16 protein-coding genes and 2 pseudogenes are annotated in these 20,024 nt (G+C 60.7%); 12 read left to right on the forward strand and 6 right to left on the reverse strand.

What is annotated here, in order from left to right:
- Positions 1-143 precede the first annotated feature (143 nt).
- From GH769_RS06190 to GH769_RS06210, 5 genes are all read left to right on the forward strand, one after another.
- Positions 144-1,130 (forward strand): DeoR family transcriptional regulator, encoded by a 987-nt coding sequence (locus GH769_RS06190; protein WP_032903777.1) that lies wholly within the window; start codon positions 144-146, stop codon positions 1,128-1,130.
- Between the two features lie 296 nt (positions 1,131-1,426).
- On the forward strand, positions 1,427-3,322 hold the full coding sequence (gene tssI / locus GH769_RS06195) for a type VI secretion system tip protein TssI/VgrG (RefSeq protein WP_032903778.1): 1,896 nt from the start codon (positions 1,427-1,429) through the stop codon (positions 3,320-3,322).
- Positions 3,322-4,158 carry a DUF4123 domain-containing protein gene (locus tag GH769_RS06200; RefSeq protein WP_020301891.1) on the forward strand — a complete coding sequence of 279 codons (837 nt, stop codon included), beginning with the start codon at positions 3,322-3,324 and terminating at the stop codon, positions 4,156-4,158. Before tssI ends, GH769_RS06200 begins: the two co-directional genes overlap by 1 nt.
- On the forward strand, positions 4,151-4,930 hold the full coding sequence (locus GH769_RS06205; RefSeq protein WP_371101827.1) for a hypothetical protein: 780 nt from the start codon (positions 4,151-4,153) through the stop codon (positions 4,928-4,930). Before GH769_RS06200 ends, GH769_RS06205 begins: the two co-directional genes overlap by 8 nt.
- Positions 4,931-4,943: 13 nt before the next feature.
- Complete coding sequence (locus GH769_RS06210; protein ID WP_032903779.1) at positions 4,944-7,094, forward strand: lipase family protein; 2,151 nt, start codon at positions 4,944-4,946, stop codon at positions 7,092-7,094.
- Positions 7,095-7,103: 9 nt separating this feature from the next.
- Here GH769_RS06210 and codA read toward each other — a convergent pair whose 3' ends face one another.
- From codA to GH769_RS06230, 4 genes are all read right to left on the reverse strand, one after another.
- Positions 7,104-8,339, reverse strand: coding sequence for a cytosine deaminase (gene codA / locus GH769_RS06215; protein WP_032903780.1), 1,236 nt, complete (start codon positions 8,337-8,339; stop codon positions 7,104-7,106).
- A gap of 50 nt (positions 8,340-8,389) precedes the next feature.
- Positions 8,390-9,658, reverse strand: coding sequence for a cytosine permease (gene codB / locus GH769_RS06220; RefSeq protein WP_014717865.1), 1,269 nt, complete (start codon positions 9,656-9,658; stop codon positions 8,390-8,392).
- Between the two features lie 398 nt (positions 9,659-10,056).
- Positions 10,057-10,413, reverse strand: coding sequence for a 6-carboxytetrahydropterin synthase QueD (gene queD, locus GH769_RS06225; protein WP_003190259.1), 357 nt, complete (start codon positions 10,411-10,413; stop codon positions 10,057-10,059).
- Positions 10,414-10,510: 97 nt separating this feature from the next.
- Positions 10,511-11,590, reverse strand: coding sequence for a hypothetical protein (locus tag GH769_RS06230; RefSeq protein ID WP_003190262.1), 1,080 nt, complete (start codon positions 11,588-11,590; stop codon positions 10,511-10,513).
- A 158-nt stretch (positions 11,591-11,748) separates the two neighbouring features.
- Here GH769_RS06230 and GH769_RS06235 point away from each other — a divergent pair, with 158 nt between their 5' ends.
- From GH769_RS06235 to GH769_RS06250, 4 genes are read left to right on the forward strand one after another with little or no spacing between them, the layout of a single operon-like run.
- A complete protein-coding gene (locus GH769_RS06235; RefSeq protein ID WP_014717943.1) occupies positions 11,749-12,051 on the forward strand; it encodes a PepSY domain-containing protein in 303 nt (100 codons plus the stop codon).
- The gene (locus tag GH769_RS06240) at positions 12,051-12,362 is read left to right on the forward strand and encodes a PepSY domain-containing protein (RefSeq protein ID WP_003190266.1); all 312 of its coding nucleotides are present in this window, start codon (positions 12,051-12,053) and stop codon (positions 12,360-12,362) included. The genes GH769_RS06235 and GH769_RS06240 overlap by 1 nt, the downstream gene beginning before the upstream one ends.
- Entirely contained in the window at positions 12,362-13,030 is a 669-nt protein-coding gene (locus GH769_RS06245) for a response regulator transcription factor (protein WP_003190268.1), read from the forward strand. Before GH769_RS06240 ends, GH769_RS06245 begins: the two co-directional genes overlap by 1 nt.
- Positions 13,027-14,340 carry a sensor histidine kinase gene (locus GH769_RS06250; protein ID WP_014717944.1) on the forward strand — a complete coding sequence of 438 codons (1,314 nt, stop codon included), beginning with the start codon at positions 13,027-13,029 and terminating at the stop codon, positions 14,338-14,340. The genes GH769_RS06245 and GH769_RS06250 overlap by 4 nt, the downstream gene beginning before the upstream one ends.
- A 128-nt stretch (positions 14,341-14,468) precedes the next feature.
- Here GH769_RS06250 and GH769_RS29335 read toward each other — a convergent pair whose 3' ends face one another.
- Positions 14,469-15,224: a methyl-accepting chemotaxis protein gene (locus GH769_RS29335; protein WP_370694801.1), complete on the reverse strand. Its 756-nt coding sequence runs from the start codon at positions 15,222-15,224 to the stop codon at positions 14,469-14,471.
- Positions 15,225-15,326: 102 nt separating this feature from the next.
- Positions 15,327-16,616, reverse strand: a pseudogene (locus GH769_RS29340) (HAMP domain-containing protein); the annotation flags it as partial.
- Positions 16,617-16,845: 229 nt separating this feature from the next.
- Here GH769_RS29340 and GH769_RS06260 point away from each other — a divergent pair.
- The 3 genes and pseudogenes from GH769_RS06260 to GH769_RS29350 all read left to right on the forward strand — a co-directional run bounded on the left by GH769_RS06260 (position 16,846) and on the right by GH769_RS29350 (position 20,024).
- Positions 16,846-18,165, forward strand: a complete 1,320-nt coding sequence (locus tag GH769_RS06260; RefSeq protein ID WP_161793214.1) for a Na+/H+ antiporter family protein — start codon at positions 16,846-16,848, stop codon at positions 18,163-18,165.
- A 179-nt stretch (positions 18,166-18,344) separates the two neighbouring features.
- Positions 18,345-19,166 (forward strand): annotated as a pseudogene (locus tag GH769_RS29345) (cache domain-containing protein); the annotation flags it as partial.
- Between the two features lie 102 nt (positions 19,167-19,268).
- On the forward strand, positions 19,269-20,024 hold the full coding sequence (locus GH769_RS29350; RefSeq protein ID WP_370004746.1) for a methyl-accepting chemotaxis protein: 756 nt from the start codon (positions 19,269-19,271) through the stop codon (positions 20,022-20,024).

The raw sequence follows: 20,024 nt of genomic DNA on the forward strand, positions 1-20,024 counted from the left end.
AGTGGTTGAACCCCAGGTTTCTTGCGGCGGATTACCACCTTCCAGCTCACTTCCCACAGACCGGCTGTTGTGTAATACGCTGCTGTCCCGATAGTAGATAAGTGAACGGACGAACCGATGAAGAATTTCCGGTTGGTGTGGTTATGACCCGATTCTACGACGCGCGCGGCAATATCTATGGGGTGGTCAGCCCCGCCTATTTATGCCGCCAGGGTATTGCCGTGCCCGACACTGCCGGCTTGGCTGCGAGCACGCGTAAGGCGTGGGCCGCATCGGCGATTGCGTCGGAATGTGGTTGGGGTTCGTTGCCGCGTCCTGCTGGTGCCAAGGCGCATCGCTGCGATGGTTTGTTGGTCGGGCCATTTCAGGCCCAGCCACCGTTTGATCTGCTGATCATCAATACCGACGGCTCTCTCGCCGAACGCAGTGGCAATGGGCTGACTATCTTTGCCCAAGCGTTGACCGACCAGGGTTTGCTGGTCCATGGCAGCGAGTTGCGGGTGTATCACGACAAGCCGGATGCGGTATCGCCCGTAATCACCTGTGTCGAGCCGGCTGAGCATGAACAGGTGCCAGGCTTCTGGCTGGCCTTGGGCCGGCCCGAGTTTGGCCCCTTGGCGGTGGGGGCGGTTGGCGTGAGCCCGGTGGCTGTGGGGCGGCATGAACTCAGTCGTGTGGCAGCCTTGACGTCGCTCAATCCGCAATGGGGGAGCAGTCAATTTGTCCGGGTTGGCAACCCCCATTGTGTGACGCTGGTTGAGCAGGTTTCGGCATTGCCAGGCTGTGACACGATGCATCAGTCGGTACTTTTCAAGCAGTTGAAGGCCATCGCTTTTGCACCGCCGGCAGGGTGCGGCCAACCCTGTGTCGGTGGGGTCAACCTGCAATGGGTTGCTCGAGACACTGGCAATCGAATCATCGCACGCGTATTTGAGCGAGGAGAGGGGCCTACGGCGTCCTCGGGGACCAGCGCCAGTGCAGTGGCGTGCGCGGCATGGCGAGCAGGTTGGGTTGAGGGGGGCGACGTAGCGGTGGTCATGCCGGGTGGCACGGCGCCAGTGCGCTTGCAGATCGAATCAGGAGACGTGCTGAGTGTTAGTCTTTTCGGGACAGCGCAATTAAAAGTCTGAACATCGGAAATGACTGATGCCTTAAATAAGCGTCAGCCGTTTCCTTAAAACTCAGTTAAGAGAGTACAAGCCGCAGTCAGAGTTTGCCTCTAATTATTAGATGATTTTTTGGCTGTATTTATATTCTGTAAAAGACACTTCCATCTTTGCTGTACGAAACTTCTTTATTATTTCTGAAGGGCCGAAAGTCGCCTGAAATCGCTAAGCTTTAGCGCATTCAGGTGCTTTTTCTCAATCCAAATGGCGTTGACGAGGGAAAGCTGTTCAAACGAAAAGTTGAAGACGGGTAACAAAGGATGGTTAACGCGTTTGTTTCGTCACGTTTCAAATTGGTCCTTGCAGGTATAAAGACAGATTTTCAGATAGTGGCATTCAAAGGCAGCGAAGCCCTCGACCAGCCCTACTTTATACAGGTGCAGTTAGTCAGCGAAGACCCCTCCCTTGACCTGGAGGCATTGCTTCATCAACCCGCCTATCTGCACTTGGGCGAAGCAGGTCAGGGCTTGCATGGGCAAATCTTTGCCATCGGTCGGGATGATCCCGGTATGCGGCTCGCCCTTTATCACCTGACACTGGCGCCACGTCTGGCATCCCTTGCCTATCGTTGCGACCAGCGGGTTTTCCAGCAGCGCAGTGTACCGCAGATCATTGTTGCGGTCCTCGAACAGCACGGCATCTTCGCCGACGCCTATGCCTTTGAGCTCGGGCCGGTGGTGTATCCACCACGCGCCTTTTGCGTGCAGTACAGGGAGTCCGACCTGCATTTCATCCAACGGCTGTGTGAAGAGGAGGGCATTCACTATCACTTTCGTCACAGCGCAGAGAATCATCTGCTGGTGTTTGGTGATGACCAGACGGTGTTTCGCCGGTTGCCGGTACAGCGTTATTGTTCCTCGGCTGATCCATCGCTTGGGGCCCCGGTCGTCCAACGTTTCGACCGGCGCCTGGTCACGCGCAGCCGGCGCACCGTACGTCGTGACTATGACTTTGAGCACCCTTCGTTTCGCCTGCATGACCAAGCCGGTGCCGGGCCGGCGGATCCTTTGGAAGACTATGGCTACCCTGCTGGCTTTACGAGCCATGCACGTGGTGCGAAGCTGGCGCGACGCAGCCTGGAGCGTCACCAGCGTGATCGCCATCGAGTGCTGGGCAAGAGCGATCAACCGGCGCTATGCAGTGGCCACTTCCTTGAACTGTGCGATCACCCGGACCCAGCCTGCAACGACTTATGGTTGCTGACCTCGGTGCGTCATGAGGGTTACCAGCCGCAGGTGATGGAGGAGTCGATCGTTGATGCCAATGGGTTCCAAGGCTATCGCAACCGGTTCACCGCAACCCCCTGGCGCGCAGTGCATCGACCTGCCCTCAAGCACCCCAAACCGACGATCAGTGGCAGCCAGACCGCGACGGTAACCGGGCCTGCCGGCGAGGACGTGCACTGCGATGCCTATGGCCGTGTGAAGGTGCGCTTTCATTGGGATCGCGCGGACAAGGGCGACGAGACGAGCAGTTGTTGGCTGCGCGTGGCGTCCGGTTGGGCGGGTGATGGGTTTGGCGCCATGGTCATTCCACGGGTGGGCATGGAAGTGCTGGTGAGCTTTTTGGAGGGCGACCCGGACCAACCCCTTGTCACCAGTTGCCTGCCCAATGCATCGCACTTGCCGGCGTACGCTTTGCCGCAGCACAAGACACGCAGCGTACTGCGTAGCCGCAGCTCGCCGGGCGGCGGAGGCGCCAACGAGTTGCACTTGGAAGACCGGCGCGGCGAAGAACTCATCTACCTGCGTGCCCAGCGTGACCTGGAGCAACGGGTGGGGCATGACAGTCGCCTGGAGGTGGAGGGCGATAGCGTGACTCGCGTTGGCAAGAGCTTGTTGATCGAAGCCGGGCAGCAGGTTCATCTCAAGGCCGGCGCCAGCCTGGTGATAGAGGCCGGCGCACAACTGAGCTTGAAGGCAGGCGGGGAACACCTGGTGATGCAAGCCGGCAGTATTTCCAGCAGCCGGTCCATCACTCTGGGCGGTTCGCCGTCTGCAAGCCGTTCGGTGAACCCATCAGGGGTTGCCGGCACGCAAATCTCTGCTGTGCAAAACGTCATCATGGACTTGGCCAAGCAACTGGGCGCCGACTTTTGCCCTCTGTGCGAAGGCTGCCGCGAAGGCCTGTGCGATATCCCAGGGAGGGCGGCCTGATGGACAGCTTGCTCCATTGTTGGATGGCCCAACAACAGCAGAGCGGACACCCATTGTGCCTGATGCTTGATGGTAACCACGAGGCTCGCCAACGCCTGATGGCAAACCGTGCTCCGTCGCACTATTGCAACCTCTACAGCGAGACCGCTGCGGCGGAGTTGGCGAATACAGGCCCGCTCATACTGTTACTGGAACAACTGAATGAGCCTGCCTTGGCCGACCTGTTGCTACACCCCGAGTCGAACTGGGGCTGGCTCGCCAGCCTGTCGGCCAGCGACCTGGTGGGTGTGGCGCGCCATTGGCGCGAGAGACTGCGGGTGGCGCCAGAAGGCCGTCAGGTGCTTTATCGCATTCACGACAATCGCACCCTGGCCCGTGCCTTGGCCCATCTGGGCAAAGAGCATTGGCCCGCCTACCTCGGACCACTGATCAGCGTGTGCTATTGGCATGAAGGCCGTTGGCATCACCACGAAAATCCTGCGCCGGGCGACTACCCTGCGCCTGATCCAGCGCCGTGGCTCGACACACCCAACCCTCACGCCGAAGCCATCCTGCACGCCAATATCCTGCGCTACCTGCTGGCTGAGCACAGTGAAGACCTGGCGGCATTGGTCGAATTCCAAGACCCCAGGATTTGGCTGGCCCAGGTACTGGAGCAGGCACGCAGCTGGCAATGGCGGGAGCCGGCGCAGCTCGAGTTCCTGGTGGTACGCCGGTTGGCAGAGGCGGCCGGCAGCAGTGTTATTCATTGGTTACCGAGGATTGGCGAGGCGCCAGGGGAGCATTTTGAACGAGTGATGGAGCAGTGGCACAGCGAGGTAGGGAAAGGTGAATAGGTGGATAGGGTGGGTGCTGGTGGTTATTACGGGTGCGTGGCTTTCGGGGTGTACGGGGAGGACGGTGGAGCGTTTTACATTGGAGGTGGATTTGCCGGCGCAATTTGAACTTAAAACGGCTGCCAACTACCGGCCCGCAACGGGTGAGACCTGCACCTTGCCTCGGCGGCGAGGCAAAAGACCTGAGCGAAAAGTCTTTTTTACAGACTACAAGCCTGTAGCGAGCAGCGTGAGTTATGAGTTGCCATTGACTGAAACGGTAGAGGGTTGTCCATTGGTACTACGCAGTGTGGAGTTTGACTTCTATGCGAAGTGGGGGACGCGGATTACGGATGTGGGCGGGAATTTCGGGAGTATTTCCATTCGCGACCGTTTGGAGGCCGACCTACCTGGGATGCCCGAGTCGGGTGTGCAGGAAATACGTGGGCAATGTAAATGGCACTTTCGGACGGTCGGGCCTTTGCACGCGATTAGAAAACTTCTGATCTGCAATTCATTGGATTCGATGGGCAATTTGCAAGAGTCGCGGGTAGGGGGCGTGGCGCAACGTCCGCAATTGCCGGGGAAAAAGCTGAGGTTGGTGCTATCTGTCAGTGAGGATGAGTTACCTGCCTTTGATGATAGGTGGGTAGCTGTGCCGGGTGGATGGCGGCGATGCAGAGGCAAGAGTTTCGAAGACCTTTTTGCATATTGCGCAGGTAACACCACGGACTTCAAACCCATAAAAATGCCGGACGGGCGCATATGCGACGTCTATCCAACATGCCAATAACAAGGACGAATTCATGAAGCTGGATGCATGGAAGCACGCTTTTTTCAGTGAACGAATGCCTGCTTGCGCATTGAAAGGGCACTGGGTAAGTTTTCGTTTAGTCGATATGGCGGGCAATGGAAAAGCCTATGGCGGACTATCATTTTCGGTCCATGACAGTTCAGGGAGGCAGTACGTCGGTAAATTGAATGGTGAGGGTTTTGCCAGTCTGCAGGATTTCTATTGCGGCCCTGTTGTTCTCATGTTGGATGATTTGTATAGCGGGACTGAGGAGCCGTACTACCAGCTAAGAACGCGCCGAACGTACAAACTACCTATCACCGAACTTCAAATTCGCGCTGAGCGAACTTTTTTTGCTAGTGCTGACGGAAGACGCGTTGAGGGGGCGCCTGCCTACCCACAAGCGGATGGAGTTTATCAGGTTGAAGTAAGCGATTTGGTACGCCATAGCGCTCATCTGCCCCGACCTGCTTCGTCAGCTTTGCGACCCAAGCGTCACGCATTGAAAATGATGGCCGATCTGGGCTTCGGCCCGCCTCAGCCCTCATTGGTGGGTATCGTACTGTTCCCCAACAAGCACACCGTTCTAGAAGTACGACCCCTACGGGCGTTACGCCCAATGTTATCCACCGAAGACAGCTGCTGCGCCTTGAACCTATACCAACTGGCATTGTTTGCTGCGTTGAGTTACTGCGATTTTGGGCAGGTCCCCGCAGAAAGACCGTTAGACGAAGTTCGGTTTCCGTTAGATCCGAGCGTTGGAAATTTATTCGCTGAACAGCTTTCGGTGTATCACGAAGCCTGGCGAATTGATCCGAAGCAATCACACCGTTTTTACCCCCTCTACGAAGATATCCCTTACTCCCAACGCTTCGAAATCCTGCCTTTCGATCCGCAGTTGTATCCACAAAATCGCCCGGAACGGAAGGAAGAACAGGAACACCCCGCACGCTTGCACTTTTTCGATGATGAAAAATTCGGTACTGACACCCAGGCTTTCATCACCCACCACGATGAAGTCATCCTGATTTCTGTGCGAGGAACGGTCAGCCGTGCCGACGCATTACGTGACGCCGACGCCCATCAGGTGGCTTTTGAAGGCGGTATTGGAAAAGCACACGATGGTTTTTACCAGGCCTATCGGGCTATGCGTAATTTCGTATTGCAATATCTTGATCAGTTTCACACAGGTCAGCGCATCGTAATTTGCGGTCACAGCCTCGGCGGCGCCATTGCATTGCTATTGGCCGAAGGACTGCGCCGAACCCCAGACGCCCACTACAACATTCTGCTCTACACCTACGGCGCCCCCCGCGCCGCCGACGCCGAATTCACTGCCGGCGCCTCAACATTGGTCCACCACCGCATCGTCAACCACAACGACCCTGTCCCCAGCGTCCCGGCACCCTGGATGAATACCACCGCCAAGCTCTGGATTCCCGGAGCCATCACGCTATTCAGCCACCCCGTGCCCGGTGGCCTGTTGTTCGCCGCAGGGCTGGTGCGGGTGGGTGGTAACCCTTATCGACATCATGGCGAGCAATATCACTTCATGCCGATCACGCTCCCGGATGGCAGCCACTCCTCGGTGTTATGGAAGCCTGGCTGTGAATCCCTCCAAGAAGCGGGTTGCAACCGCGCATTGCAACTGCAGGGCGACATGCCCGAGCGCGATAATGTGCTGAGGCAGCTGTTTCAAGCCGACCAGCACTTCATGACCACCAGCTACATCCCCGCGGCGTGGGCGACATTGCGCCGCTGGCAACAAACCCTGGAGAGTGAGGGCGCGTTGGTGACCCAGAGGGAGTTCGAGCTGCTCGACCGGGCCTTTGAAGACATGCGCGAGCAACTCCGGGCCAAGCGGCGTGAACTTGCGCTACGGCGCCCTGCCAATGATCGTAGCCATGAACCTACTGATGCCATGAACGCAGAGATCGACCGGTTGCACACCAGTCGTGAGCGCTTGGCAAGCCTGCGCTGGCGACGCCTGGAAGCCCGCGATGTCTACGGCAGCCATGCCCGTTCTGCACATCTTCAATCGAGCCTCAAACGTTGGTTCAGCCACCGCGAGAATCGTGAGCCGGCCCAATTCGCCAGCATCCCGCCGCCTGCCCACGACGAACAGGCACGGGGGCAAACGCTGGACATCGACTCAATCGTCTAACCCGCGCGGTTACATAAACTCTACCTGCGCCGGTTGCCGCTTCATCAGCACCTTGCCGTTGCGAATCGAGTACAGCGGCAAGCCCTGGCTACGTATGACTTCGTAGTCGCTGTCGGCCGACAGGATCAACAGGTTAGCCGGGCGGCCTGCTTGCAACCCATAACGATCACCCAGGGCCATGGCTTTGGCACTGTTGTCGGTGACCAGGTCCAGGGCGTTTTGCAAATTGCGGTAACCGAGCATATGACAGATGTGCAGACCGGCCTCCAGTACTCGCAGAATGTTACCGTTACCCAGCGGGTACCAGGGATCGACGATGGAATCCTGGCCGAAACACACGTTCATGCCGGCCTCAAGCAGTTCGTTCACACGGGTGACACCGCGCCGTTTCGGGAAGTTGTCGAAGCGGCCCTGCAGGTGGATGCTTTCGGTGGGGCACGAGACAAAGCTGATGCCGGAATGCCCCAGCAGGCGAAACAGCTTGGCGCAGTAAGCATTGTCGTAGGAACCCATGGCGGTGGTATGGCTGGCGGTCACGCGGGCACCCATGTCGCGGCTGCGGGCTTCTTCCGCGAGGACTTCGAGAAAGCGTGAGTGGGGGTCGTCGGTTTCGTCACAGTGCACGTCCACCAGGCAACCGGTGCGTTCGGCCAGGTCCATGAGGAACTTCACCGAACTCACGCCCTGGTCGCGGGTGTATTCGAAGTGGGGAATGCCACCGATCACATCGGCACCCAGGCGAATGGCTTCTTCCATCAACGCGCGACCATTGCGGAAGGACTCGATGCCTTCCTGGGGAAAGGCGACGATTTGCAAATCGATCAGGTGCGTGCTCTCTTCACGTACCTCCAGCAGGGCCTTGAGTGCAGTAAGGTCTGGGTCGGTGACGTCGACATGGGTGCGCACATGCTGGATGCCATGGGCGGCGAGGGTCTGAATGGTTTTTTTGGCCCGGGCCTTGGTGTCTTCCAGAGTAATGGTGGCCTTGCGTTCGCCCCAGCACTCGATGCCTTCAAACAGCGTACCGCTCATGTTCCAGCGCGGCTCGCCGGCGGTGAGGGTAGCGTCGAGGTGGATGTGGGGCTCGACAAAGGGCGGTATGACCAGGTTGCCGGCGGCGTCCAAGTCGCCGGCCATCAGCGCCGGCTCCCCCGTTTGCGCAGTGATGCTGGCGATCCGGCCGTGTTCCAGGTGCAGATCATGCAGGCCTTCACGGTTGCGCAGGCGGGCATTGATGATGTGCATGGGCAAGTTCCTCTTGGCTAAAAACAATCAGGCAGACAGCCGCCAGATCCTCAGGGCGATACCGATGTCCAGGCGGTCATGGCGCGTAGTATGGCGCTGAGCAGCACATAGGTCAGCGATGCGGCAAAAATTCCCACCAACGGCGCGACCCACGGCGAGTTGAATGCGACCACGGTGCCCACCCCATACGCGATCAGACCTGGCCAATTGAACGCCGGTAAGCGAGCCTCTGCCAAGCGGGGATAGTGGCCGCGATAGCGATAAAAGAAGTCCGCCATGATCACGCCTCCTATCGGCGGGATGACCGTACCCAGCAGGATCAGGTACGGCACCAGCAGGTCGTACATGCCGAACAAGGCGAGCAGGGTGCCGATCACCGCGCCGGCCAGGGTCACGCTCTTGCGACGCTGGGTGCGCAGCAAGTTGCAACCGGCGACGGCGAAGTTGTAGATGGTGTTGTCCTGGGTGCTCCAGATATTGAGCAGCAACATCGCCATCGCCGCCGTGGCGAAACCTTGCAGCAGCAAGACCTCCACCACATCCGGTTGCTGATAGACGATGGCGCCATAGGCCCCGATCAGCACCATCAAGCCGTTGCCGACAAAAAAGCCGATCAGGCTGGCCAGCACCGCAACCTTGGCCGAGCGCGAAAACCGTGTCCAGTTGGTGGCCTGAGTTGCCCCGCTGACAAAGGTCCCGAACACCAGCGTGATGGCGGTGGACAAGTCCAGCTCAGCGCTGGGCACCACCGCCAGCAGCCCCTCCAGCCCGCCGACCTTCACGGTGGCGACCCACATCGACAGGGTCAACAGGATGCCCATGGCCGGCACCGCGATGTAGGACAGGATTTCCAAGCCGCGATACCCCACGTAGGCGGTGGCGCAGAACAGTAAGCCAAATACCACCATCAGCCCCAGCACACTGCCCTGGCTCAATTGGAAATACTTGCCCAATACCACCGCAGCCGTGGCCGTGCCCCAGGCATACCAGCCGATCTGGGTAAAACCGAGGATCAAGTCACTGAGTTTGCTGCCCACTTCGCCAAAGCAGAAACGCCCCATCAACACCGAGTTCAAGCCGCTCTTGAACGCGATGTAACCCAAGCCTGCGGCGTAGATACCCAACAACAGGTTACCCAGGGCCACGACGCCGAGCATATCCATGAAGCTGAACGCTACCCCCAGCTTGCCGCCGGCGAACATGGTCGCGGTAAAAAAGGTGAACCCCAGCAACACCATGGCCGTAGAGGCCAGGCCCTTACGCGCGTGCAAGGGGACTTCGCTGAGAGGGTAGTCGTTGCCGGGTTCTTGCTGCGTCATGGGGGCTGCTCCCTGAGTGGTGACCCAGGTCGTGTGCATCCTGCGTGCCAATGCAGGTGCAGGCAGGTATGGGCTGACGGAGTAAGCCCTTTATAAGGCCGCCTCCTCCCAATCAGCGCAAAAGCAGTGCAGCGGTGAGCCAAACTGGCTCAGTCGATCGGCGTCTGTGCGGGTTTTCCTAATGGATCAGCCCGCCGCTTCGAAAAAAACACCTACAGTTGGCAATGCCAGCCAATTAAGAGCTAGAGCGAAAAAAACAGTGACCTGTGGCGAGGGAGCTTGCTCCCGTTGGGCTGCGTAGCAGTCCCATCTTTTGGGGCCGCTTCGCGACCCAGCGGGAGCAAGCTCCCTCGCCACGGTGACATTTCCCGCAGGTGGTCTTTTCAACACTCGATCACTTACTCGCCGCGATAAATGCACCCACTGGTGCAGGTCTCGTGGATACGGATCGCACTGAGTTCCGGCAGCAAGGGTTTCAGTTCATTCCAGATCCACTTGGCCAGCACTTCGCTGGTGGGGTTTTCCAGGCCGGGAATGTCATTGAGGTAGTTGTGGTCGAGGCGTTCATAGAGCGGCTTGAAAATCGCTTTGATCTCCGAGAAGTCGCGAATCCAGCCGGTATGGGGATCCAGGTCGCCGCTCAGGTGGATGGCCACCTTGAACGAGTGCCCATGCAGACGCCCGCATTTGTGGCCTTCCGGTACGTGGGGCAGGCGGTGGGCGGATTCGAAGGTAAACTCTTTGAAGATTTCCACAGTGTTTTCAGCTCGGTCAGGTGTCTGGCAGGCGGCGAGTTTAACAGTTTGCTCAACCTCTGCGCATACCGCCCCTCGGCCGCAGGCGCCCATGCGGTCAAAGGGCTAGCAAACGGTCGCCGAGCTTGCCGTTATCTGCCAATGCCAAAAACTCATCTCCCAGTCGTTGGCTCTCGCTCATGGCAGTTTGCCAATATTTGTTGCGGCCTGGATCATCGCCCATGAAACGCTTGAAGTCGCTGCGGTCTGGCAGCTTGCCGTGGGGCAGGCGGGCCAGGTAGTCCCTGGACGGCGCCAGCAGTAACACATCCTGCAAGCCCTGCTGGTTGCTGCGTCGCCATGGCAGGCCCTTGTCGAACCAGCCGGGGATGACCCGGTCGGTAAAGTGCGGGTACAGCACAATGTCATCGCCGTGGTAGGGCAGGTCGAGGTGGTAATCCAGCAGGCCGCCGTCGCGGTAGGTGCCGGCCCCGGCCCCGGGCAGGTCGCGCACGCCTTGCATGACCATGGGGATCGAGCCGGACGCGAGCAACGCCTGGCGCAGGTTGCCCACGTCCAGGGTGAGGAAGCGCGAGGGGAAATCTTTCAGGGGGTGTACCGGAGGCGCCTGACGCGGGTCGTGGATGATCAGCCGTTCGAAATGCCGCGACAGCCGTGCGCGGCCCCGCAGATTATCGGCAATCACCGATGACAGGCCCAGCCCCAGCCGCCCACGGTGGTCATCGGCGAGCAATCCGTGGCTCTTGACCACCATGATGTTCAGCCGATAGTCGGGGTTGTCCAGCACCCGCGCATCGCGCCCGGCCAGCAGGTCGTCGAGCATGCGTTGGCAGCTCTGGCTGACTTGCGCCATGGTCACGCCTTTGGCAAAGCGCTGCTCGTTGTACAGGCGGCCCAGGTCGAGCAAACCTTGCACCGGGTCGGGCAGGCAGGCGCTGGCGAACCGCCACGAGCCGATGGACGCGCCGATCAGCGCACGCTCGCGCGGCGCACGGGGCAACCAGTCACCGAACAGCGCCAGGTCCAGCCCTTGGATACCCAGGGCCTTGGGGCCGCCCGCCGCGCCGGGGAGGATACCGACGTCGGCAGGCGCAAGGCCCTGCTCGCGGATGCGGGTGAAGGCGCGTTTGCCGGCCTTGAGGGTCAAGGCCGGGAACTTGATATGGATGGCTGTCATACCGGTCTCTGTTGAGGCGAGCGGGGCAGTATAAGAAATCTCGCAGGCAGTGGGAAAAATGGCTTAACCGGAATTGCCATGGTGGCAATTCAGTTTCAGTTAAGTTGCAGCGCGTACCGTGGCCGGCGTAGGAAAACATCATGTAACGGAGACTTATCATGAAGCGCCTCACTGCCCTGGGCGCCGCCGCTATCATCCTCGTTACGGCGACCCCGGCCGCCGCCGTGGACCCCGACAAGCCACTGATCGTGCCGGCCACTGTTACAATTGTCGCTTTCGATCAATTGGACGCTACGGCCCTGGCCCTTCACCCTGGTTCGACGCTGCTGGACACCGATTTGGATGAGGAATACGGCAAGTACGTTTATGAAGTCGAGCTACGAGATACCGACGGCATTGAATGGGATGTTGAATTGAATGCGCTCACCGGGCAGGTTCTCAAGAATCATCAGGATACGTAATGAAGGTAAATTTACGCGTCGGCAGTCGCGTGGCGCTGGTGCTCATGGTGTTTTGTTCCAGCCTGGCGGCCCGCGACCTCAACCAGGACGAAGCCCTGGCCCTGCGCCAGCAAGGCGTGATCCTGCCATTGGAACAGCTGTTGCAGCAGGCCATGGCGCGATACCCCGGCTCGCGGCTGCTGGAGGCCGAACTGGAAAAGAAACACGGGCAATACGCCTATGAAGTGGAACTGGTGACCACCGAGGGCGTGGTGCGCGAGATCAAGCTGGATGCCACCAATGGCGACCTGATCAAAGATGAGGAAGACTGATGCGCCTGCTCCTGGTGGAAGACAACGTGCCCCTGGCCGACGAACTGATGGCCGGCCTGCAGCGCCAGGGTTATGCAGTCGACTGGCTGGCCGACGGCCGGGACGCCGTGTATCAAGGGCGCAGCGAGCCCTATGACTTGATCATTCTCGACCTTGGCCTGCCCGGTTTGCCCGGGCTTGATGTGCTGGCCCAATGGCGCGCCGCCGCGTTGGCCATCCCGGTGCTGATCCTTACCGCCCGCGATTCCTGGGCCGAGCGTATCGAAGGGCTCAAGGCCGGCGCCGATGATTACCTGAGCAAACCCTTTCACCCTGAAGAGCTGTACCTGCGCATCCAGTCGCTGCTGCGCCGCTCCCACGGCCAGACGAACCAGCCCACCCTGCAAGCCGCCGGCCTGCATTTGGATGAAGGGCGCCAGTGCGTGCTACGTGACGGCGCCGAGATCCAACTGACGGCTGCCGAGTTTCGCTTGTTACGCTATTTCATGCTGCATCCCGAACAGATCCTGTCCAAAAGCCACCTTGCCGAGCACTTGTATGACGGTGAGACCGAACGCGACTCCAATGTGCTGGAGGTGCACGTCAACCACCTGCGGCGCAAATTGGGACGCAGCGTGATCGAGACCCGACGCGGTCAGGGTTACCGATTCGGCGCCACTCCGGCATGAGGTCGATCCAGCGGCGCTTGAGCCTGGGGTTGATCAGCGTGATGGTGATCGTCGGCGTGGTGCTGGCGCAAACCAGCCTGTGGTTGTTCGAGGCGGGTTTGCAGCGCTACCTTGAAGCGGGCTTGCGCAACGACAGCGAAAACCTGCTGGTGGCGCTGGTGCGTGGGCCCAACGGCGTGCAGTTGGATGAGCAACGCCTGTCGCCGGCGTACCAACGGCCATTTTCCGGGCATTACTTTCGTATCGACTTTGCCGATGTGCATTGGCGCTCCCGCTCACTGTGGGACCAGGAACTGCCCCGGCTCCCGGTGGCGGGGCTCAAGGGCAACCTGCAACTGGGACCCGAAGGCCAGCAACTGTTGGTGCTGCGCTCGGACTACAAGCGCTTTGGCCAATCGATTTCCATCAGCGTGGCCCAGGACTACACGCCTGTGCGCGAGAGCTTTCGCCTGATGCGTCAGGTCGGCCTGGTGATGGGGCTGGCGGCGCTGCTGCTGGTGCTGATCCTGCAACGGGTCACCGTGCGCCGTGCCCTGCGCCCCCTGGAGACCGCACGTAACCAGATCGCCCAACTGCAACAAGGCCAGCGCTCGCAACTCGATACTCAGGTGCCGCTTGAGCTGGAGCCACTGGTGGCGCAAATCAACCACCTGTTGGCGCACACCGAAGACAGCCTCAAGCGCTCGCGCAACGCCCTCGGCAACCTGGGGCATGCGCTGAAAACCCCGCTGGCAGTGTTGTTGAGCGCGGCCTCCAGTGACGCCCTCAAGGATCATCCGCAACTGAGCCAGTTGCTGCGCGAGCAATTGGAGCAGGTGCAGCAGCGCCTCAACCGTGAACTCAACCGTGCGCGCCTGGCGGGTGATGCGCTGCCGGGCGCGTTGTTTGACTGTGAACAAGAACTGCCCGGTTTACTGGCCACCCTGCGCATGATCCACGGCGAACACCTGGACCTCAGCTACCAGGTGGCGCCGGGCCTGCAACTGCCTTGGGACCGTGAAGACCTGCTGGAACTGCTGGGCAACCTGTTGGACAACGCCTGTAAATGGGCGGACGCCGAGGTACGCCTGAGCGTTAGCGAGACGCCCCAGGGCTATCGGCTGGCGGTGGAAGACGACGGCCCCGGCATTCCCGAGGCCCAGCGCGACCAAGTGTTCAGCCGTGGCGCACGCCTGGATGAGCAAAGGGTTGGCCATGGCCTGGGTTTGGGGATCGTGCGGGATATCGTTGAGGTGTGGGGTGGGGTGTTGCAACTGCAAGAGAGCGAGCTGGGTGGGCTCAAGGTATTGATCCAGTTGCCACGGCGCTAGCATTCACACACCACCGCTCAAAATGTGGGAGCTGGCTTGCCTGCGATAGCATCGACTCGGTTTGCCTGACATACCGAGGTGTCTGCATCGCGGGCAAGCCCGGCTCCCACAGTAAAGCCTTGCTACATTCAGACCCTGAACTGATCCATCAACCCCTGCTGCTGATTTGCCAGGCTGTTCAACGCCTGGCTGACCCGCGCCGATTCATTGGCCTGCTCCGACAACGACTCGGTCACATCGCGAATGGTCGCCACGTTGCTGTTGATCTCTTCGGCCACGGCGCTTTGCTCTTCGGCGGCGCTGGCGATTTGCAGGTTCATATCACTGATCACCGTGACCGCATCGCCAATCTGGCGCAAGGCGGTGACGGCCTGGCCGACCTGTTCGACGCTGCCCTGAGCCTGGCGATAGCTGTTGCCCATGGAGCCGACCACGTCGCTGGTACCGGTTTGCAATTGTTCGATCACCAGGCGGGTTTCTTCCACCGATTCCTGGGTGCGCCGCGCCAGGTTGCGCACTTCGTCGGCGACCACGGCAAAACCGCGGCCGGCTTCACCGGCGCGAGCGGCTTCGATGGCGGCGTTGAGCGCCAACAGATTGGTCTGCTCGGCGATGCCGCGAATCACTTCAAGCACCGAGCCGATCTGTTCGCTGTTGGCGGCCAAGCCCTCTACCTGGGTCATGGCGGTGCTCATGTCGGCGGCGAGCTCGCCAATGTTGGCGGTGGTGCGGTCGATAACCGTCAAGCCTTGACGAGTTGCCTGGTCGGCATCTCGGGCGGCTTGGGCCGCTTGGGCGGCGCTGCGGGCCACGTCCTGGGCGGTGGCGCTCATTTCGTGGGATGCGGTAGCCACCTGATCCACCTGGCGGTACTGCTGCTCCATGCCGGCGCTGGTTTGCGTGGCAATGGCCGCGGACTGGTCGGCAGTGCCGCGGGCGTCCTGCACCGAGCGTTTGACCTCGGCAATGATCGGCTGCAGCTTGTCGAGGAAGCGGTTGAACCAGCCGGCCAATTGGCCCAGTTCGTCCTGTTTGGCGTAGGCCAGGCGCCGGGTCAGGTCGCCTTCGCCGCTGGCGATATCCTCAAGCATGTGCGCCACGCCAAGGATTGGCCGGGTCACGCTGCGCGCCATCAGCCACACCAGGATCAAGCCGACCACGGCGGCGAGCAGGCCCAGGCCCAGTTCTAGCAGGGTGCCTTTGGCGTTGTCGGCGTCCAGCTGGTTTTTCAGCGCTTCGGCGGGGGCGACCAGGACTTTTTCCGGTACATCCAGCAATACGCCCCACGCCTTACCGCCGGGAATCGGCGCAAAAGGCGCCAGTACCTTGAGTTGATGGTCGGTGCGCAGGCTGTGGGTCTGGGTACTGCTGGCCAAGGCACTGGTCAACTGTGCGCCGCTGGCCGGGTCGACCTGCTCCAGGCGTTGGCTGAGTTTGCTGGCATCCGGGCTGTAGCCGGCCAGTAAGCCGGTCGGGCTGAGGATGCTGACCTGGGTCTGGCCGTCGTACAGTTTCTGGCTGGCCTGTTGGCTGACCGCCTGCAGGCTGTTGAGGTTGATATCCACCGACAGCGAGGCGATGACTTTGCCATTGACCATCAGCGGGAACACGATGCTGGTCATCAGCACGTTCTGGCCGTCGATCACATAGAAGTAGGGCTCGATCACGCAGGGTTTGAGAGTCGTGCGCGGGCAGGTGAACCAGGCGTTGGCTTTTTCGCCGCTGGGGCCGATGGAGGTGTCGGCCATGTCGCTCTCGGGCAGTGCCATCGAGGTGATTTTCCCCGGCGTCGGTTGCGACCAGTACAGTGCGAAACGGCCTTTGTCATTGCTGCCTAGTTCTGCCTGGTTGGCGAACAGTTCGTCTTTGCCGTCCAGCGCATTGGCTTCGAACACCAGGGACAGGCCGAGCAGGTCGGGGTTGGCCTGCAGGGCGGCCTTGACCTGGCGGGTCAGGTCTTCACGGGTGTCGAAGGCATCGAGAAAGCGCTTCTCGGCCTGTTCGCGCAAAAACAGCACCTGGCGGGAAAAACCATGGCCGTATTGGTAGGCATCCATGAACTGCTGGCGAATGCCCAGCGCTTGCACTTCGCCTTGGGCCTCGATGCGCGACTGGGCGGCTTCGTCGAGCATCTGCATGCTGGACGCCTTGACCTGCTGGGAGCTCTGCGCCATGCGATACAGCGACAGACCCACCAGCAGGGTCACGATCCCCAGCAGGCAGAGGCCCGCCAGCAGGGTGATTTTCCATTGAATGGAGAGCTGCCTGAGCGACATCGGGACATCCTTACCTGAAAGCACATAGAGACAGCGTATCGGCCAGCGCCTGTAATTCTTTATGCGTGCAGAGGGCTTTGCCTCACCACAGTTTTTGACATGACAGCCCAGCTCCTGCAAAGTGCGCGCCCTCTAATAAGACCTCTTTCAAGCTTGCACGCCGGCAGCTGTTCCCATGGGCCGCGCGCGGGCATGCCTGTCTTTTTTGTTTCTGCTTGAGGTAACCATGATTAACGCAGTCATCGCCGCGGTCGGCACCATGCTGGTACTCAGCCTGTCCCGCGTGCACGTGGTCATCGCCATTATCGTCGGCGCCCTGGTGGGCGGCTTGACCGGTGGCCTGGGTATCGAGGCCACGCTCAAGGCCTTCAACGGCGGGCTGGGCGGCGGCGCAACCGTGGCCTTGTCCTACGCATTGCTCGGGGCTTTCGCCGTGGCGATTGCCAAGTCCGGGCTGGCCCATGCGCTGGCGGACAAAGCCTTGCTGCTGGTGGACCGCCAGGACGCCAGCGGTGGCAACCACGTCAAATGGCTGCTGATCGGCCTGTTGTGGGTGGTGGCGATTGCCTCGCAGAACATCTTGCCGATCCACATTGCGTTTATTCCGCTGCTGGTACCGCCGCTGCTGTATGTGCTGACCAAGCTGCAACTGGACCGTCGCCTGATCGCCTGCGTGATGACCTTCGGCCTGATCACCCCGTACATGTTTCTGCCGGTGGGCTTTGGCAATATCTTCCTCAATCAGATCCTGCTGGCCAACGTCGCCAAGAGCGGGGTGGATATCAGCGGGGTCAATGTCACCCACGCCATGGGCTTGCCGGCGCTGGGCATGGTGGTCGGCCTGCTGGTGGCGGTGTTGATCAGCTACCGCAAAAAGCGTGTGTACGACCTGAAGAAAATCGAGCGTGTCGAGCAAGTGGCGGTGCAGTACAACCCGCTGACCCTGCTGGTGGCCGGCCTGGCGATTGCCTCGGCGTTCATCATCCAGTTGTGGCTGGACTCGATGATCATCGGCGCCCTGGCCGGGTTCCTGATCTTCTCGGTGTCGGGCATCGTGCGCTGGCGCGACACCGATGACCTGTTCACCGAAGGCATGAAGATGATGGCGATGATCGGCTTCATCATGATCGCGTCCTCAGGTTTTGCCGAAGTGCTCAAGGCGACCGGTGACGTGAACTCGCTGGTGCAGGCCTCGGCAGCGTTCATCGGCCATAGCCGGGGCGTCGGCGCGTTGTTGATGCTGCTGGTGGGGTTGTTGGTGACCATGGGCATCGGCTCGTCGTTTTCCACGGTGCCGATCCTCGCGGCGATTTTCGTGCCGCTGTGTGTGCAGTTGGGCTTCAGCCCGGTGGCCATCGTGTGCATCGTTGGTACCGCCGGTGCCTTGGGCGACGCCGGTTCGCCCGCTTCGGACTCCACCCTCGGGCCCACCTCCGGCCTGAACATCGACGGCCAGCACCACCATATCTGGGACACCGTGGTACCGACCTTCCTGCACTACAACCTGCCGCTGCTGGCGTTCGGCTGGCTGGCTGCGATGACGCTCTGATCCAAGTGAGCCCCCTGTGGCCAGAGATTGCTCCCGCTGGGCTGCGAAGCAGCCCCAAAAAGCTTGCGGGCGCTGCGCACCCGAGCGGGAGCAAGCTCTGGCCACACAAGCTCGCGCCTACAGTAATCGCTCACATGGCCGTTAACCTCTCAAGTCGCCACTAACAAGAGAGAAAAGCCATGCGTCTGAGTTTGAAGGCCAAAGTCCTGGCCCTTGCTGTCGTGCCGGTGTTGTTGTTTGCCGTGGTCATCAGCCTGACCACCGTGTGGATTCTGCAGGGCCAGGCCCGCAACGAGGTGGATGAAACCCGTCAGCGCCTGCTCAACGACGCCAAGGCCACCCTGCAAGGTTATGTCGAGGTGGCTATGACCACCATCAAGCCGCTCTACGACGCGGCAGCCCCCGGCGACAGCGCGGCGCGGGCGCAGGTGGTCAAGTTGCTGTCCAACACCAGCTACGGCAAGGACGGCTATTTCTTCGGCTACGACTCCGAGACCATCCGCCTGTTCAAGGGCAACAGCCCGGACGGCGTGGGCAAGAGCTTCAAGGACAACCGCGACCCCAACGGCGTCTACGTCAACCGCGACCTGGTCAAGGTCGGCAAGGACGGCACCCACTACCTGCAATACAGCTCGACCCAGCCCGGCCAGACCGAACTGGTGCCCAAGCTCGGCTATACCGAGTACCTGCCCAAGTGGGACATGGTGATCGGCACCTCGGTGAACCTCGATGGCATCGACGCCCAAGTGGCGGTGGTGCAGGCAAAAGTCGAGAAGCGCATGCAAGGCGTGCTGTTGAGCATCCTCGGCGTCGCCGTGGTGGTGTTGCTGGTGATCGCCGCCGTGGGCATGCTGCTGGCCAATACCATCCTGCGCCCGCTGCACCTGATGAAAGCCAACCTCGATGACATCGCCGCGGGTGAAGGTGACCTGACCCGCCGCCTGGCCATTACCAGCCAGGATGAACTCGGCGACCTGGCCGGTGCATTCAACCGCTTTGTCGATAAAATCCACGGCCTGGTGCGCCAGATCACCGACATGACCGCCCAACTCACCGGGCTGGTGAGCCAGGTGTCCGACCAGGCCCAGCGTTCCGAACAGGCCATGGAACGCCAGCGCCACGAGACCGACCAGGTGGCCACTGCGATCAACCAGATGTCTTCGGCGGCGCACGAAGTGGCACGCAGTGCCCAAGGCGCCGCCGTCGCTGCGCAGCAGACCGACGCCGAAGGCCAGGCCGCCAAACGTGTGGTAGACGGCAGCATCGCGCAGATCCATGCGCTGGTGAACGACATCCGCAGCAGCGGCGTGTCCCTGGACAGCCTGCAGCAGGATGTATCGTCAATCGTCAGTGTGCTCGGCGTGATCCGCTCCATCGCCGAGCAAACCAACCTGCTGGCGCTCAACGCTGCCATCGAGGCCGCACGGGCCGGGGAGGCTGGGCGTGGCTTTGCCGTAGTCGCCGATGAAGTGCGCGCCCTGGCCAGTCGCACCCAAACCAGCACCCAGGAAATCCAGGGCATGATCGATCGCCTGCAAAAAGGCACCGAGGCGGCCGTGGACGCTATGCGCCGCTCCAGCGATGCCGGCGACGGCACTTCGGCCCAGGCCAACCAGGCCGGCGCGTCCCTGGACACCATGGCGCAACTGATTGGCACCATCAACTCAATGAACGCCCAGATCGCCAGCGCCGCGGAAGAGCAGACCGCCGTGGCGGAAGAGATCAACCGCAGCGTGCATCAGATTGCGGTAGCGGTGGACAGCGTGGCGGACGAAACCCAACTGGGCGCTCAGACGTCTCGCAGTCTGGCCGACCTGGGCCAGCGCCTCGGGCAGTTGGTGGGCCAGTTCAGGATCTGA

Origin of the sequence: Pseudomonas sp. CFSAN084952, assembly GCF_009648855.1 — a bacterium.
GTDB classification, from domain to species: domain Bacteria; phylum Pseudomonadota; class Gammaproteobacteria; order Pseudomonadales; family Pseudomonadaceae; genus Aquipseudomonas; species Aquipseudomonas paracarnis.

Excerpts from the sequence above, each read along its gene's own strand:
- GH769_RS06190 (WP_032903777.1), top strand. The coding sequence starts at position 144 with ATGACCCGATTCTACGACGCGCGCGGCAATATCTATGGGGTGGTCAGC.
- tssI (WP_032903778.1), top strand. The coding sequence starts at position 1,427 with ATGGTTAACGCGTTTGTTTCGTCACGTTTCAAATTGGTCCTTGCAGGT.
- GH769_RS06200 (WP_020301891.1), top strand. The coding sequence starts at position 3,322 with ATGGACAGCTTGCTCCATTGTTGGATGGCCCAACAACAGCAGAGCGGA.
- GH769_RS06210 (WP_032903779.1), top strand. The coding sequence starts at position 4,944 with ATGAAGCTGGATGCATGGAAGCACGCTTTTTTCAGTGAACGAATGCCT.
- codA (WP_032903780.1), bottom strand. The coding sequence starts at position 8,339 with ATGCACATCATCAATGCCCGCCTGCGCAACCGTGAAGGCCTGCATGAT.
- codB (WP_014717865.1), bottom strand. The coding sequence starts at position 9,658 with ATGACGCAGCAAGAACCCGGCAACGACTACCCTCTCAGCGAAGTCCCC.
- GH769_RS06230 (WP_003190262.1), bottom strand. The coding sequence starts at position 11,590 with ATGACAGCCATCCATATCAAGTTCCCGGCCTTGACCCTCAAGGCCGGC.
- GH769_RS06235 (WP_014717943.1), top strand. The coding sequence starts at position 11,749 with ATGAAGCGCCTCACTGCCCTGGGCGCCGCCGCTATCATCCTCGTTACG.
- GH769_RS06240 (WP_003190266.1), top strand. The coding sequence starts at position 12,051 with ATGAAGGTAAATTTACGCGTCGGCAGTCGCGTGGCGCTGGTGCTCATG.
- GH769_RS06245 (WP_003190268.1), top strand. The coding sequence starts at position 12,362 with ATGCGCCTGCTCCTGGTGGAAGACAACGTGCCCCTGGCCGACGAACTG.
- GH769_RS06250 (WP_014717944.1), top strand. The coding sequence starts at position 13,027 with ATGAGGTCGATCCAGCGGCGCTTGAGCCTGGGGTTGATCAGCGTGATG.
- GH769_RS29335 (WP_370694801.1), bottom strand. The coding sequence starts at position 15,224 with ATGGAGCAGCAGTACCGCCAGGTGGATCAGGTGGCTACCGCATCCCAC.
- GH769_RS29350 (WP_370004746.1), top strand. The coding sequence starts at position 19,269 with ATGGAACGCCAGCGCCACGAGACCGACCAGGTGGCCACTGCGATCAAC.